The sequence below is a fragment of the Sphingomonas cannabina genome (assembly GCF_021391395.1).
Taxonomy (GTDB): Bacteria; Pseudomonadota; Alphaproteobacteria; order Sphingomonadales; family Sphingomonadaceae; genus Sphingomonas; species Sphingomonas cannabina.
This window is the reverse complement of the sequence record NZ_CP090059.1, coordinates 2,631,374-2,645,986: the sequence shown is the minus strand read 5'-3', so window position 1 is coordinate 2,645,986 and position 14,613 is coordinate 2,631,374. Positions and strand designations below refer to the sequence as shown.

Sequence of the window (14,613 nt, the reverse complement as noted above, 5' to 3'; positions counted from 1 at the left end):
AGGCGCGGCCTGAGGGATCGTCCGGTGGGTGAAGGTTATCCTTCGGTCGCCGGGCGATTTTCTTTTGTCCAGTTAAGCTTGCGTTGGTATCTTAGTTGGGATATTTTGTGCGGTGCAGAAGATGACTGCACAGTGAGGCTCGCCCGGTTCCGTGGAACTCGAGTGGGCGAGTTGCGTTACGAATCGCCTTGAGGGTTCAACCGCCGAAGGGGTTACTTTATTATGCGTATCAGGCTTATGACATCCGCTGCGATCGCGCTGTCCTTGATGGCGACGCCGGCGCTTGCCAATCCGGCTGCGAAGCTTTCGGTCGCCAACGCGCCGCAGGTTCGCGCGTCGTCGCAGACCGACGGCAAGTCGCGGCTTGCTCCCGGAGCCTGGGCCGCTGTCGTCGGCGCCCTTGCGATCGGCGCCGGTGCGATCATCATCGCGGTCGATGACGACGACGATTCCGACAGCAACTGAGAATTCCGGTCATTGACCGATTGAGGCCGCCGGTTGTTCCGGCGGCCTTTTTCTTTTGATGGTCAGGGGCCGTCCTGTCCGAATGGAAATACTGCCAGTGCTCCTACGAAGGCAGGAGCTCAGGCCGCAAGCGAACGCTCCGAGATCCAAGGCTCCTGCTTTCACGGGAGCACAAGCTTCAGCCCGATGGAATTTTATCCGCGCAGGCGGATGAGGCCTTCCTGGGCGGTGCTTGCAACAAGGCGGCCACCGCGATCGTAGATCTTGCCGCGGTTGAAGCCACGGGCGTGGCCGGACCAGGGGCTGTCGGTGACATAGAGCAGCCATTCATCCGCGCGGGCCGGTTCGTGCAGCCACACGGCATGGTCGAGGCTGGCGGTCTGCATATTGTGCGTCATCCAGGTGACGCCGTGCGGCAGCATCGCCGTGCCGAGCAGCATCATGTCGGAGGCATAGGAAATCACCGCGCGATGCAGCGCGGGATCATCGGGAAGCGGTGCGATCGCGCGGAACCAGCTTTGATGGGCGGGTTCCGACTTTTCCGGTTTGTGCCAGGACCGGGGCGCCACCGGGCGGATCTCGATCGGGCGGCGGCGGAGGAAGAAGGGACGCAGCTTTTCCGGGATTTCGTCGATCGCCTCGCGGCGAAGCTCCTGCTCGGTCCTTAGCTCCTCGGGCGGTGGGACATCCGGCATCGCGTCCTGGTGGTGGAGCCCTTCCTCGGGAAGCTGGAACGAGGCAGCCATGTTGAGGATCGGCTGGCCGCGCTGCATGGCGATGATGCGGCGCGTGGCGAAGCTTCGTCCTTCGAAGTCGCGGACGACGCGGTAGATGATCGGATAGTCCTCGTCGCCCGGTCGCATGAAATAGGCGTGGAGCGAATGGGCGATCTTGCCCTCGCTGACCGAGCGCTGCGCGGATTGCAGCGCCTGTGCGATCACCTGACCGCCGAACACGCGGCCGCGTCCGCCGGGCTGGCGCGAGCCGCGGTAGAGGTCGGTGTCGAGTTCTTCGACCTCGAGCAGGGTCACCAGCTCGGCGACGATCTCCGCATCGGTGCGGCGGGGTTTGGGGAGTTCGTCGTCGGCCATTGTTACTTCCGTTCGTGCTGAGCTTGTCGAAGCACCGTTCTCTCTTCTCCCCTTCGATAGAAAGAAGGGCGGCCGTTGAGCAAGCTCGCCCTCCGGGTCGACAAGCTCAGGGCGAAGGGGGAAGGGTCAGTAGCCGGCATTCTTTGCCAGAATGTCGGCGTGGAAGTTTGCGTCGCCGAACATCTCCGCAAGCACGCGCGCCCGCTTCATGTAGAAGCCGATGTCGAACTCGTCGGTCATGCCGATGCCGCCGTGCATCTGGATGCCTTCCTGCACCGCGAGCGTGGTGGCGAGGCCCGTCATCGCCTTGGCGACCGACACCGCCTCCGCCGCCTTGTCGTCGCCGGCATCGAGTAGCTGCTGGGCCTTGAGCGTGGCGGCGCGGGCGACCTCCATTTCCGAATAGAGATGGGCGGCGCGGTGCTGGAGGGCCTGGAAGCTGCCGATCGGCAGGCCGAACTGCTTGCGTTCCTTCAGATAGCCGATCGTCATGTCCATCGCGCCGCCGCCGACGCCCAGCAGCTCGGCCGAGGCGCCGGCGCGTGCGGCGTGCATCAGGCGGCGCAGCGGATCGCGGCCGGCATCGACCTCGCCGATCACCGCGTCGGCATCGAGCTCGACGCCGTCGAAGTCCAGGCGGGCGGCGAGGCTGGAGTCGGCCAGGCGCTCGGGTGTCGCGGTGAGGCCGGCGGCGCCCTTCGGCACGGCGAACAGGGTGAGGCCGTCCTTGTCCGCAGGCGTGCCGGCGGTACGGGCGGCGACGATGATGAGGTCGGCGACGTGGCCGTGGGTGACGAATTGCTTCTTGCCGCTGAGCTTGAAACCGTTGCCGGAACGCTCCGCCTTCACGGCGAAATGATTGCGATGCTTTGGGCCTTCGTCGATCGCGAGAGCGGCGACGGTGTCGCCGGTAAGGATGCCGGGGAACCAGCGAGCGGCGTGGGCGGTGCCGTTTAGCACCTCGACCGCGGCGACGGCGGTGGTGAGGAAGGGGGATGGGGAAAGGTTGCGGCCGACCTCCTCCAGCACCACGCCGGCTTCGACATGGCCGAGGCCCAGGCCGCTGTCCGTCTCCGGGATCAGGATGCCCGTGAAGCCCATCTCGGCGAACTGCTTCCACAGGTCGCGGCTGAAGCCGGTGGGGTCGTTCGCGTCGCGCAGGGCGCGGAGGTGGCTGACCGGGGCGTGCTCGGCGACGAAATCCTTTGCGGTGTCGCGGAGCATCGTCTGTTCGTCGTTGAGGTAGAGGGGCATTGCTATCTCCTGCTCCCTCTCCCCTTTGGGGAGAGGGTTGGGGAGAGGGGCGGTGCCGCGGGCGCTGGTCTCGGTGAGACCCCAACCCCTCTCCCAACCCTCTCCCCAAGGGGGAGAGGGCTTGTATATGTCACGCTCCGGGCAGCTCCAGGATCCGCTTGGCGACGATGTTGAGCTGGATCTCGCTGGTGCCGCCTTCGATCGAATTGGCCTTGGTCCTGAGCCACGCCCGGGCTGCAGCGCCGTGGTGCGAGGCATCGCTTTCCCATTCGAGCGCGTCGGAGCCGCCCGCGGCCATCATCAGCTCGTGGCGCGTCTTGTTGAGCTCGGTGCCGTAGTATTTCATCATCGAGGGCTGGGCGGGATGCGCCTTGCCCGCCTTGAGCTCGTCGATGAACCGCTCGGACATCGCGGCGAACGCCTTCGCCCGCACCTCGAACAGCGCGATCTGGGCGCGCAGCAGCGGGTCGGCGAGGCGGCCGTCGGCGTCGAGGCCGATCGTCGCGATCGCGCCCTCGATCAGCGGATTGCCACTGCCGGAGCCGAGACCCATGCCCGAGATCATCTCGCGCTCGTGGCCGAGCAGGTATTTGGCGACGTCCCATCCCTTGTTCTCGTCATGGACGCGGTTCGCCTTGGGCACCTTCACATTGTCGAAGAAGGTCTCGCAGAAGGGCGAATAGCCGGAGATCAGCAGGATCGGCCTGGTCGAGACGCCGGGGCTCTCCATGTCGAACAGGAGGAAGCTGATGCCGCCCTGCTTCGATTCCTTCGAGGTGCGGACTAGGCAGAAGATCCAGTCGGCCTTGTCGGCGTAGCTGGTCCAGACCTTCTGGCCGTTGACGACATAATGGTCGCCTGCGTCCTCGGCCCAGGTCTGGAGGCCGGCGAGATCGGAGCCGGCGTTGGGCTCCGAATAGCCCTGGCACCAGCGGATTTCGCCGCGGGCGATCTTCGGCAGGTGCTCGAGCTTCTGGTCCTCGGTACCGTATTTGAGCAGCGCCGGGCCGAGCATCGAGATGCCGAAGCTGTTGAGCGGGTTGCGGCACTTGAGACGGGCCATCTCCTCGCGCAGGATCTTGGTCTCGGCCGGGGAAAGGCCGCCGCCCCCGTACGCTTTCGGCCAGTCGGGCACCGTCCAGCCGCGCTCGGCCATGCGGTCCATCCACAGCTTCTGATCGGGGTTCTTCGAGTAATCCGCCTTGCGGCCGCCCCAGTTGATGTCGGCTTCGCCATGCGCCGGCTCACGCATCGACGGCGGGCAGTTCGCCTCCAGCCAGGCGCGGGTCTCCGTGCGGAAGGTGTCGAGGTCGGTCATCTCTCAGTCCTCATCAGGTCGTGCGCGGCCTTGGCCACGGCGATCGCGGTGTGGTCGGCGAGCGTGTCGGCGATCACCTGAACGCCAATCGGCAGGCCGTCGGGATCGACGGCGATCGGCACGCTGGTCGCGGGCAGCATCGGGAAGGTGGCGAGGCCGGGGAAGGCGAACTGCGCGCCGAACGGCGTGGGCTCGCCGTCGATCACCAGCTGGCGTTCGGCGAGCGGGGTCGGGTCGTGCGGGAAGGCGGTGATGCCGAGCGTTGGCGTGATCACCGCGTCATAGTCGGCGAACAGGCGGTTCCAGCGGCGGCGGTTGCGGGCCTGGTGGTCGTTGAGGCCGAACCATTCGGCCAGCGTCGGCGCCGGCTTTCCCTCGGGCGGGATGCCGCGGGTGATCGCGATGTTCAGCATGTGCATGTAGTGGCGGTGCTGCTCGGCGAGGTCGGGGAGCAGCGGGCTGTCGCGGTCGATACGCGCGCCGACGCGCTCGAAGGCGCGGGCAAGGGCATCGAGCGCGTCGCGGATCGGGGCGGCGACCTTGGCGGAAGGGTGGCCGTCAAGGATCAGCACGCGCCATTCGCCAGGCTCGCGCGGAGCGGGTCTGGGGAGCGGCTGGCTGGCCAGGATGTCGAGCGCGAGGGCGAGATCGTCCGGATCGCGCGCCAGCGGGCCGATCACCGCCATCGCCGCGCGGGCGCCGTCGGTACGGGGGAAATGATGGCCTTCGGAGGAGAGGGCGGCATAGGTCGGCTTGTGGCCCCAGACGCCGTTGAAGGCGGCGGGGACGCGGATCGAGCCGCCGATGTCGGAGCCCAGTTCCAGCGCGACGTAGCCGGCTGCCAGCGCGGCCGCCGAGCCGCCGGAGGAGCCGCCCGCGACCCGCTCGGGATCGTGGGGGTTGTTGGTGCGGCCGTAGACAGGGTTGTCGGCCTGGAGGTCGGCGAGCGCGGGGGGCACGTTGGTCTTGCCGAGGATGATCGCGCCGGCGTTCCTGAGGCGCTTCACCGCCTCCGCATCGGCCGTGGGCACATAGTCGCGATGCTCGACGAATCCCCAGCTCGTGGGGAGACCGGCGACGTCGAAGCTTTCCTTCACCGTCATCGGCAGGCCGAGCAGCGGGGTGCGCTCGCCCTCCATGATGCGGCGGTCGGCCGCGTCGGCGGCGGCGCGAGCGCGGTCGAAATCGCGGACGACGACGGCGTTGATCGCGGCGTCGCCGGATTCGATGCGGGCGATGGCGGATTCAACCTCGGCGCGGGCGGAGGTTTCGCCAGCGGCGATGGCGGCGACGGTTTCGCGGGCGGTTTTCATCACTTAGCCCTCTCCCCTTTGGGGAGAGGGTTGGGAGAGGGGTGGGGGTCTCGCAGAGACCATCGCCTGCCGCACTGCCCCTCTCCCAACCCTCTCCCCGGAGGGGAGAGGGCTAACCGTGACACCTCCATCAGAACCGTTCCCCCTTCTCCGCCTTCTCGCGCAGCAGCGGGGCCACGTCGAAGCCGTGCTTCTCCAGCCCGTCGACGATCGCCTTGAGCCCCACCGTGTTCGCCCAGAACATCGGCCCGCCGCGATAGACCGGCCAGCCGTAGCCGTAGATCCACACCACATCGATGTCCGACGCGCGCTGGGCCATCCCTTCGGCAAGGATCTTCGCGCCCTCGTTGACCATCGGGTAGAGCGTGCGCTCGACGATCTCCTCGTCGGTCACCGCGTGTTGGGGCGTGCCGGTCTTCTTGCGGAACTCCTCGATGATCTCGGCGACGCGCGGGGACGGCGTCGGATTGCGCTTCTCGTCATAGTCGTAGAAGCCCGCGCCCTTCTTCTGGCCCCAGCGGCCCTCGGCGCAGAGCGCGTCGCGGATGCTTTCGATGCGGGTCGGGTCGCGGTGCCAGCCGATGTCGACGCCGGCGAGGTCGCTCATCTGGAAGGGGCCCATCGGCATGCCGAACTCGACATGGACCTTGTCGATCTGCTCGGGGCTGGCGCCCTCCATCAGGAGCTTGTTGGCCTCGATCTGACGCGGCATCAGCATGCGGTTGCCGATGAAGCCGAAGCAGACGCCGGCGACCACCGCGACCTTGCGGATCGTCTTGGCGAGCGCCATCACCGTCGCCAGCACGTCGGGTGCGGTTTTCGCCCCGCGCACGACCTCGAGCAGCTTCATCACGTTGGCGGGCGAGAAGAAGTGCATCCCCAGCACATCCTCAGGCCGTGAGATGGCCGCGGCGATCTCGTCGATGTTGAGGTAGCTGGTGTTGGAGGCGAGGATCGCACCGGGCTTGGCTACATGATCGAGCTTGCCGAACACCTCCTTCTTGACGTCCATGCTCTCATAGACCGCCTCGATGACGAGGTCGCAGTTGGCGAGGGCGTCGAAGTCGAGCGTGGGAGTGAGCAGGCCCATCGCCTTTTCGACCTGCGCGGCGGTGATGCGGCCCTTGGCGGCCGTGGCCTCGTAGTTCTTGCGGATCGTGGCCGTGCCGCGATCGAGCGCCTCCTGCGCCATCTCGACGATCGTCACCGGGATGCCGGCGGACAGGAAGTTCATGCTGATGCCGCCGCCCATCGTGCCGGCGCCGATCACGCCGACCTTGCGGATGTCGCGCAGCTTGGTGTCCTCGGGCACGTCGTCGATCTTCGAGGCCTTGCGCTCGGCGAAGAAGATATGGCGCTGGGCGGCCGATTGGGTGCCCATCATCAGCTTCATGAATTCCTGCCGCTCGAAGGCGATGCCGTCGGCGAAGCTCGCGCCGGACGCCGCCTTCTCGACGCAGGCGATGTTGGCGAACGGCGCCTCGAAGCCGCGGAAGCGGCGGGCGTTGGCTTGTCTGAATGCCTCGACCGCCTCGGGATCGGGCGTCACGCTCTTTTCCGAGGCGCGGGGCAGGGGGCGCCAGTCGGCGACTTCGCGGGCGAAGGTGACCGCATCGGGCTCCAGGCTGTCCTCGCCGGCGAGGCGGTCGATGAGACCTGCGTCGAGTGCCCGTTCGGCGGAGATCGGGTCGCCGAGCGCGGTCATCTCCAGCGCCAGCTTGACGCCGGCGATACGCGGAATGCGCTGGGTGCCGCCCGCGCCGGGGAGCAGGCCGAGCTTGACCTCGGGCGTGCCGAGCTTCGCCGAGGGCACGGCGATGCGGTAATGGCAACCGAGCGCCACCTCGCAGCCGCCGCCGAACGCGGTGCCGTGGATCGCCGCCACCACCGGCTTGTCGAGCGCCTCGATCGCGTCGACCACGGCGGGCAGCCAGGGCTCGACCGGGGGCTTGCCGAACTCGGTGATGTCGGCGCCGGCGAAGAAAGTGCGGCCGTCGCAGCGGATCACTACCGCCTTGATCGCCGGATCGGCGGCGGCTTCCTTGATGCCGGCGTCCAATCCCTGGCGCACCCCGGCGCCGAGCGCGTTCACCGGCGGGTTGTCGGAGATGATGACGAGGACGTCGTCGTGGCGTTCGGTGCGGACGGGGGTAGCGGCCAAGGTGGTGGACATCTTCTTCTCCTCTGGTGCTCCTGCGGAAGCAGGAGCTGTGGCCGCACGCGTCGGCCCGGTAACTCAGGGCTCCTGCTTCCGCAGGAGCGTGGGAATTAGGTCAACGCCGAGTAGATCAGCGTCTTGAGCTCGCGCCGGATCGGATAGGTATTGGAGGGCGACATCTGGGTCATGAAGACCATGGTGACGCGCTCGACCGGATCGATGAAGAAGGCGGTTGAGAACATGCCGCCCCAATAATATTCGCCGACGCTGCCCGGGATCATCGACTTCGCGACATCCTGCGTCACCGCGAAGCCGAGGCCGAAGCCGGTGCCGGCGTTCTGGGTCTCGCTGAACAATGAGCGCGACATGGTGGCGAGGTCGGATTTGCCGGGCAGGTGGTTGAGCGTCATCAGCTCGATCGTCTTGCGCGAGACCAGCCGCACGCCGTCCAGCTCGCCGCCGTTCAGGCACATGCGGCAGAAGCGGTGATAATCGAGCGCGCTCGACACCAGCCCGCCGCCGCCCGAGGTCAGCGTCTGGGGCCTGGCCCAGGCCGACTCCTCGCCGCGATCGTACATGATGCGGCCCTTGTCGGGCACGAAGGTGTAGCAGTCGGTCAGCCGGTGGAGCTTGTCCGCCGGCACCTGGAAGAAGGTGTCGTCCATGCCGAGCGGGGCAAAGATGCGTTCGCGGAAGACCTCCGGCAGCGGCTTGCCGGCGATGCGCTGGACGACGGCGCCGAGCACGTCGGTCGACACCGAATAGTTCCATGCCTCGCCCGGGGAGAATTCGAGCGGCAGCTTAGCCAGCGCGGCGACGAAGCCGTCGAGATCGAGGTTGTCGTACCATGCCTCGAGCTTGCTCGCGCGATAAGCGGCATCGACGTTGGAGCGGTTCTGGAAGCCATAGGTGAGGCCGGAGGTGTGGCGGAGCAGGTCGACCATCCGCATCGGCTCGGCGGTCGGTTTGGTGACAAAGGGCACGCCGCCACCGCCGCCGTCGTAGACGCCGATGCCCTTGAACTCGGGCAGGATGTGGTGGACCGGCGTGTCGAGCGCGACCTTGCCCTCCTCGACCAGCATCATGAAGGCGATCGAGGTGATCGGCTTGGTCATGCTGGCGATGCGGAACAGGCTGGTCTCGTCGACCGGCGCGCCGCCCTCGCGCGCGGCGCCGAGGCTGGCGAAATGGACGATCTCGCCATCGCGGGCGATCAGGATCTGGGCGTGGGGAAGCTTGCCGGAAGCGACGTAGCGCTCGTCGAGCAGCGCATCGATTCGCGCGAGGCGGGCGCGGTCGAAACCGTGATCCTCGGGCCGCGCCAGCTCCATCTCTCCTCCATACCACTGTTTCAAATCGTTGCTCCGGCCGTGTCCGGCAGGCGAGGCGCTTCTATTGCCTTGAGCGTCGCGTGAATCAACACTAACCTTTGTGAAAAGAGGCGGTCACGCACAAACCCGAGTTTCGAGTGACCCGGATTTCGAGTGGAGAGAGATGTGTCGACCGAACCCCTGATCGCGCTTCCCGCCGACTGGCCGAAGATGAGCATCGCGCAGGCCGACGCGCTGCTCACTGCTCCGGGCACCAAGTTCGAGATGGAGGCGGTCGACATCCGCGGCGTGCCGACGCGGGTGTGGAAACAGACGCCGCCGACGCTGGCGCTGCTGATCATGGCGTCGCAGCTGCACGGCGACCGGGTCTTCACGGTGTATGAAGGCGAGCGGGTCACCTACGCCGCCAATTTCAAGGCGGTCGCGCATCTCGCCGCGAAGCTGCAGGACATGGGCGTGCAGAAGGGCGACCGGGTGGCGCTGGCGGCGCGCAACCTGCCCGAGTGGCCGACGATCTTCTTCGCGATCACCAGCATCGGCGCGATCTGCGTGCCGCTCAACGCGTGGTGGACAGGCGGCGAGCTCGAATATGGCCTGGCCGACTCGGGCTCGAAGATCCTGTTCGTCGATGGGGAGCGGCACGAGAGGCTCAAAGATTGTTACGAGCGGCTGCCCGACCTGGAGCGCGTGATCGTCACCCGGGCGCGCGGGCCGCTCGACGGCGTCGCCTCGTCGCTCGACGAGCTGATCGGCCCGACTTCGGCGTGGCCGGACCTGCCGCAGGCGACGCTGCCGCAGGTCGAGCTGGCGCCCGACGATGACGCCACCATCTTCTACACCAGCGGCACCACGGGACATCCCAAGGGTGCACTCGGCACCCACCGCAACATCTGCACCAACATCCTGTCGAGCGGCTATTCGACCGCACGCTCGGCGCTGAGGCGCGGCGAGATGCCGGCGCAGCCCGAGCCGCGCACGGTGCTGACGGTGATCCCGCTGTTCCACGTCACCGCGTGCAGCGCGGCGCTGATGGGCTGCGTCGCCGTCGGCAACACGCTGATCTTCATGCGCAAATGGGATCCGGTCCTGGCGATGGAGCTGATCGAGCGCGAGAAGGTCCACCTGACCGGCGGCGTGCCGACGATCGCCTGGCAGCTGCTGGAGCATCCCGATCGCCACAAGTACGACCTCTCCTCGCTCGAATCGATCGCCTATGGCGGCGCGCCCTCGGCGCCGGAGCTGGTGAAGCGCATCTACACCGAGTTCGGCGCGCTGCCGGGCAACGGCTGGGGCATGACCGAGACGATGGCGACCGTCACCGGCCATGGCGCCGAGGACTATCTCAACCGCCCGACGAGCTGCGGCCCGGCCGTACCGGTCGCCGACCTCAGGATCATGACCGCCGACGACGAGGCTCCCCGCGAGCTGCCGGTCGGCGAGGTCGGCGAGCTCTGGGCCAAGGGACCGATGGTGGTGAAGGGCTATTGGAACAAGCCGGAGGCGACCGCGGCGACCTTCATCGACGGCTGGGTGCGCACGGGCGACCTCGCGCGGCTCGACGAGGAAGGCTTCTGCTATATCGTCGACCGCGCCAAGGACATCATCATCCGCGGCGGCGAGAACATCTATTCATCCGAGGTGGAGGATGTGCTCTACGCGCATCCGGCAGTGACCGATGCGGCGCTGATCGGCGTGCCGCACCGCACGCTCGGCGAGGAGCCGGTGGCGGTGGTGCATCTGGCGCCGGGCACGCAGGCGACCGAGGCCGAGCTCCAGCAATGGGTCCGCGACCGGCTGGCCGCGTTCAAGGTGCCGGTCGCTGTCCGCTTCGTGAAGGACACGCTGCCGAGGAACGCCAACGGCAAGATCCTGAAGAAGGAGTTGAAGGCGATGTTCGCGGGGCAGGAAGCGGCATAGGGTCGCTCAGCGCGCTCCCTCGATCACGCTTCGCACCGCACGCGCCCATCCGTCGAGCCGCGCTCGCCGCTCATCCTCGGCCAGCCGGGGCGTGAAGGTCTCGACCCTGCCGCGCATCGCCGCCGCCTCCTCGAGGCTCGCGAACAGGCCGCAGCCGACGCCCGCCAGCATCGCCGCGCCGAGCCCGGTGGTCTCGGCGAACGCGGGCCGCTCGACCTCGATCCCCAGCATGTCGGCCATGTCCTGCGCCATCCAGTCGTTGGCGACCATGCCGCCGTCGATGCGAAGGCACGACCAGTCGGCGCCGTCGGCGGCGAAGGCGGTCTTGAGGTCGTGCGCCTGGTGCGCCATCGCCTCCAGCGCCGCCCGGACGATGTGCGCACGCGTCGCGGTGAAGGACAGGCCGGACAGGCTGCCGCGCGCCTCCGGCTCCCACCAGGGTGCGCCGAGGCCGGAGAGAGCGGGGACGCAATAGACGCCGGCATTGTCCGCGACGCTCGCGGCCAGCGCCGCCGTCTCCTCCGCGGTGGCGATCAGGCCCAGGCTGTCGCGCAGCCATTTGATCAGGCTGCCGGCGACGAACACCGATCCCTCCAGCGCATAGGCGCGCCGCCCGCCGAGCTGCCAGGCGACCGTGGCGAGCAGCCGGTTGCGCGAGACGGGCACGCGCGCGCCATATTGGGTGAGCACGAAGGCGCCGGTGCCGAACGTGCCCTTGCTGTCGCCGGGCGCGAGGCAGGACTGGCCGATCGTCGCCGCCTGCTGGTCGCCGGCGAGGCCTGAGACCGGAATCTCGCCGCCGAACAGCGCTGTGGTGCCGAAGCGGCCGGCACAGTCGACGATCTCCGGCAAGGCCCGGCGCGGCACGTCGAACAGTTCGGTGAGCCCGTCGTCCCATTGCCCGCTGCCGAGCCCCATCAGCAGCGTGCGCGAGGCATTGGTGGCGTCGGTGACGTGGAGGCCGCCGCGAGTCTCGTTGGCGGTCAGCTTCCAGACCAGCCAGCTCTCGACCGTCCCGACCGCGAGCCGATCGCCGGCCTCGCGCAGCTGCGGCCATTGATCATAGGCCCAGGCGATCTTGGTGCCCGAGAAATAGGGATCGAGCAGCAGGCCGGTGCGCGCCTGCACGCCCGGTTCCTCGCCGCGCTCCTTGAGCCGGCGGCAGAGCCCGGCGGTGCGCCGGTCCTGCCACACGATCGCGGGCGCGAGCGGCTCGCCAGTGCGCTTGTCCCAGAACACGACCGTCTCGCGCTGGTTGGTGATGCCGATCGCGGCGATGCACTCGGCCCCGCCGGCGCGCTCGACCATCGCCGCGGCGCAGCGGGCGCTCTTGGCCCAGATCTCCGCTGCGTCATGCTCGACCCATCCGGGGCGGGGGTAATGCTGCTCCAGTTCCTCCTGCGCCATGGCGAGGCAGCGGCCGTCGGCGGCGAACAACATCGCGCGGGTGGAGGTGGTGCCTTCGTCGATGACGAGCAGGTGGTCGGTCATGAGAGGGAGGCTAAAGCATTTCCGGCTGATCCATAAATCCGAGGGGGAGCCAATCCCCGAGCCCGCTTTTCTCCGACGGGGAATTGCCGCTACAGTCCGCCGGAAAGGTGTGTTGCGTGAACGAGAAGCCGGCGAAGATCAGCAAAGCCGACGCCGACGCGATCGTCGAGGCGACTGCAGCGGCGGCGCCGCCTCCGTCACACGGCAAGGGAGACGCCGAGGAGGTCGAGGTCCTGCGGCGCGATCGCCTGCTCGCCGGACTCACGCTGATCGCCGGCGTCGGGCTCGTCGTCGCCTTGCCTTTCGCGCTCCAGGCGGGATCGTCGTTCTTCCTGCCCACCACCGCCGCGATCGTCGTCGCGATCGCGCTGGTGCCGTTGCTCGAATGGCTGGAGGAACATCATGTCCCCTCCGGCCTCGCAGCGCTGATCTGCGTGCTGCTGTTCCTGATCGCGGCCAATATCGCGCTCGCCTCGATCGTGGTGCCGGCGTGGCAATGGGTGCGGGTGCTTCCCGAGCGGATCGACAAGATCCAGACCAACATCGCGCCGGTGATCGATTTCTACTCGAACCTTGAGAAGCTGGTGAACAAGACGCTGCGCCAGATGGCGGAGGTCCCGGCCCGCCAGCCGGTGGTGGCGCCGACCGCGCCGCCGCGCTCGGTGGTCGAGCTGTTCGCGACCTCGGCGCCGTCGGCGTTCATCGAGATGTTCTACGGCGTGCTGGTGGTCTACTTCTTCCTGGCGGGCTGGACGCGGACGCGGCGCAAGTGGATCACCAGCCGCACCAGCTTCGGCGGCGCGCTCGCCACCGCGCGCGTGATCCAGGACGTGGTCGACGATACCTCCGCCTATCTCGGCACGATCACCGCGATCAACGTGTCGCTGGGGCTGATCGTCGCCGCGGCGCTCTATCTGATCGGGATGCCGACGCCGCTGATGTGGGGCGGCGTGGTCGCGCTGCTCAATTATATCCCCTATTTCGGGCCGATCCTGGCGGCGGCGCTGCTCGCGCTCGGCGGCCTGATGACCTTCGACGATCTGTGGCTGGCGCTGCTGCCGGCGGCGGTCATGGTCGGCTGCCACCTGCTCGAGGCGAATGCGGTGACGCCGTTCATCGTCGGGCACCGGCTGACCATCAACCCGATCCTGATCCTGATCTCGCTGAGCTTCTGGGGCTGGGTGTGGGGGACGCCGGGCGCGCTGCTCGCGGTCCCGCTGCTCATCATCATCCAGACGATCCTGAACGCCGCCGGCAAGCCCGACATCGCCGGATTCCTGTTCGAGCACGGTACGCTGGTGCACGGCGAGAGCGAGGGGCCGCGGCTGCGCGTGAAAAAAGGCGGCGAAACACCGGTTGACAGGGGGTAGGGCGGGCTCTAGGTGCCGCGCTCTCGCAGCGATACGCGGGTGTAGCTCAGTTGGTTAGAGCGCCGGCCTGTCACGCCGGAGGTCGCGGGTTCGAGCCCCGTCACTCGCGCCATTCCTGGTAATCGATACCGGGAATCAGGCGCGCCAGCGGCCCGTTTCCATCCAACGCAGCAACGGCTTCAGCGGCGCGATCCAGGCGATCCCGGCGACGAGGTAAATGACCAGCTGCAGCGGCCAGGCGAGCGCGCCGATCACGCCCGAGAAGCTGGCGACCAGCACCACCCAGACGGCGATATAGGCGAGCAGGGCGAACATGCCGGCGGGCTTGCGCCAGCTCGGCTTGGTTTCGGGAGTCACGGCAGCAGTCCTTGTTCGGTGACGACCGCGTGGAGCGGCACGTCCCAGGGATCGGTGTCGATCGCGAGCAGGCGCTGCACCGACCAGGCGATGCCGAGCCGCCACGCGTCGGGATAGCGGGCGAAGGCGCGGTCATAGTGGCCGGCGCCCTGGCCCAGTCGGTTGAGCGAATCGTCGAAGGCGACCAGCGGGGTCAGGATGATCGCGGGCGCCAGCTCCTCGCCGTTGCAGGCGGGCTGGCGCAGGCCGAACGGGCCGGGGTGGAGCGGGTCGCCGTCCCGCCAGGGGAAGAAACGCAGCTCGCCCCGCCGGTCGACGACATGCGGCAGCGCCAGCGTGGCGCCGGCGGCTCGGGCGGCGGCGGCGAGCGGGCTTGGGTCCGCTTCGCTGCCCATCGGGACGTAGGATGCGACGATCACGCCCGGTGCCAGCCGCGCGAGATATTCGGGCGGCGGCGCGATCACCGCGTCGCTCGCCATCGCGAAGGCGTCGCGCTCGGCGCGCATCCGGGCGCGCAGGGCGCGCTTCTCGTCGCTCATCGGACAGGC

General features: G+C 68.0%; 12 protein-coding genes and 1 tRNA gene. 4 read left to right on the top strand and 9 right to left on the bottom strand.

What is annotated here, in order from left to right:
- Positions 1–222 precede the first annotated feature (222 nt).
- A complete protein-coding gene (locus tag LZK98_RS12715) occupies positions 223–465 on the top strand; it encodes a hypothetical protein (protein WP_233782748.1) in 243 nt (80 codons plus the stop codon).
- Between the two features lie 194 nt (positions 466–659).
- Here the strand turns inward: LZK98_RS12715 and LZK98_RS12710 are convergent, their stop codons facing one another.
- The 6 genes from LZK98_RS12710 to LZK98_RS12685 form a co-directional block, all read right to left on the bottom strand.
- On the bottom strand, positions 660–1,556 hold the full coding sequence (locus tag LZK98_RS12710) for an acyl-CoA thioesterase (protein ID WP_233782747.1): 897 nt from the start codon (positions 1,554–1,556) through the stop codon (positions 660–662).
- Between the two features lie 126 nt (positions 1,557–1,682).
- A complete protein-coding gene (locus LZK98_RS12705) occupies positions 1,683–2,810 on the bottom strand; it encodes an acyl-CoA dehydrogenase family protein (RefSeq protein WP_233782746.1) in 1,128 nt (375 codons plus the stop codon).
- A gap of 130 nt (positions 2,811–2,940) precedes the next feature.
- Positions 2,941–4,128, bottom strand: a complete 1,188-nt coding sequence (locus LZK98_RS12700) for an acyl-CoA dehydrogenase family protein (protein ID WP_233782745.1) — start codon at positions 4,126–4,128, stop codon at positions 2,941–2,943.
- On the bottom strand, positions 4,125–5,441 hold the full coding sequence (locus LZK98_RS12695; protein WP_233782744.1) for an amidase family protein: 1,317 nt from the start codon (positions 5,439–5,441) through the stop codon (positions 4,125–4,127). Before LZK98_RS12695 ends, LZK98_RS12700 begins: the two co-directional genes overlap by 4 nt.
- 130 nt (positions 5,442–5,571) lie before the next feature.
- Positions 5,572–7,614, bottom strand: a complete 2,043-nt coding sequence (locus tag LZK98_RS12690) for a 3-hydroxyacyl-CoA dehydrogenase NAD-binding domain-containing protein (protein WP_233782743.1) — start codon at positions 7,612–7,614, stop codon at positions 5,572–5,574.
- 95 nt (positions 7,615–7,709) lie between these two features.
- Entirely contained in the window at positions 7,710–8,930 is a 1,221-nt protein-coding gene (locus LZK98_RS12685) for a serine hydrolase domain-containing protein (protein ID WP_233786577.1), read from the bottom strand.
- A 210-nt stretch (positions 8,931–9,140) separates the two neighbouring features.
- Between LZK98_RS12685 and LZK98_RS12680 the strand changes: the two genes are divergently transcribed.
- Entirely contained in the window at positions 9,141–10,847 is a 1,707-nt protein-coding gene (locus LZK98_RS12680; protein ID WP_233786576.1) for a class I adenylate-forming enzyme family protein, read from the top strand.
- Positions 10,848–10,853: 6 nt separating this feature from the next.
- On the opposite strand, the gene LZK98_RS12675 is transcribed toward LZK98_RS12680, so the two are convergent.
- Positions 10,854–12,338 (bottom strand): FGGY family carbohydrate kinase, encoded by a 1,485-nt coding sequence (locus tag LZK98_RS12675; protein WP_233782742.1) that lies wholly within the window; start codon positions 12,336–12,338, stop codon positions 10,854–10,856.
- A 233-nt stretch (positions 12,339–12,571) separates the two neighbouring features.
- On the opposite strand from LZK98_RS12675, the gene LZK98_RS12670 reads away from it, so the two are divergent.
- Positions 12,572–13,708: an AI-2E family transporter gene (locus LZK98_RS12670; protein WP_233786575.1), complete on the top strand. Its 1,137-nt coding sequence runs from the start codon at positions 12,572–12,574 to the stop codon at positions 13,706–13,708.
- A 35-nt stretch (positions 13,709–13,743) separates the two neighbouring features.
- Positions 13,744–13,820: transfer RNA gene (locus tag LZK98_RS12665), tRNA-Asp, on the top strand.
- Between the two features lie 23 nt (positions 13,821–13,843).
- On the opposite strand, the gene LZK98_RS12660 is transcribed toward LZK98_RS12665, so the two are convergent.
- Together LZK98_RS12660 and LZK98_RS12655 are read right to left on the bottom strand one after the other, a co-directional pair.
- Positions 13,844–14,023, bottom strand: coding sequence for a DUF2842 domain-containing protein (locus tag LZK98_RS12660; RefSeq protein WP_233786574.1), 180 nt, complete (start codon positions 14,021–14,023; stop codon positions 13,844–13,846).
- 38 nt (positions 14,024–14,061) lie between these two features.
- The gene (locus LZK98_RS12655; protein WP_233782741.1) at positions 14,062–14,604 is read right to left on the bottom strand and encodes a 5-formyltetrahydrofolate cyclo-ligase; all 543 of its coding nucleotides are present in this window, start codon (positions 14,602–14,604) and stop codon (positions 14,062–14,064) included.
- Positions 14,605–14,613 lie beyond the last annotated feature (9 nt).

Bases quoted from the DNA above. Each gene is read 5' to 3' on its own strand.
- LZK98_RS12715 (WP_233782748.1), top strand. From the start codon at position 223: ATGCGTATCAGGCTTATGACATCCGCTGCGATCGCGCTGTCCTTGATG.
- LZK98_RS12710 (WP_233782747.1), bottom strand. From the start codon at position 1,556: ATGGCCGACGACGAACTCCCCAAACCCCGCCGCACCGATGCGGAGATC.
- LZK98_RS12705 (WP_233782746.1), bottom strand. From the start codon at position 2,810: ATGCCCCTCTACCTCAACGACGAACAGACGATGCTCCGCGACACCGCA.
- LZK98_RS12700 (WP_233782745.1), bottom strand. From the start codon at position 4,128: ATGACCGACCTCGACACCTTCCGCACGGAGACCCGCGCCTGGCTGGAG.
- LZK98_RS12695 (WP_233782744.1), bottom strand. From the start codon at position 5,441: ATGAAAACCGCCCGCGAAACCGTCGCCGCCATCGCCGCTGGCGAAACC.
- LZK98_RS12690 (WP_233782743.1), bottom strand. From the start codon at position 7,614: ATGTCCACCACCTTGGCCGCTACCCCCGTCCGCACCGAACGCCACGAC.
- LZK98_RS12685 (WP_233786577.1), bottom strand. From the start codon at position 8,930: ATGGAGCTGGCGCGGCCCGAGGATCACGGTTTCGACCGCGCCCGCCTC.
- LZK98_RS12680 (WP_233786576.1), top strand. From the start codon at position 9,141: ATGAGCATCGCGCAGGCCGACGCGCTGCTCACTGCTCCGGGCACCAAG.
- LZK98_RS12675 (WP_233782742.1), bottom strand. From the start codon at position 12,338: ATGACCGACCACCTGCTCGTCATCGACGAAGGCACCACCTCCACCCGC.
- LZK98_RS12660 (WP_233786574.1), bottom strand. From the start codon at position 14,023: ATGTTCGCCCTGCTCGCCTATATCGCCGTCTGGGTGGTGCTGGTCGCC.
- LZK98_RS12655 (WP_233782741.1), bottom strand. From the start codon at position 14,604: ATGAGCGACGAGAAGCGCGCCCTGCGCGCCCGGATGCGCGCCGAGCGC.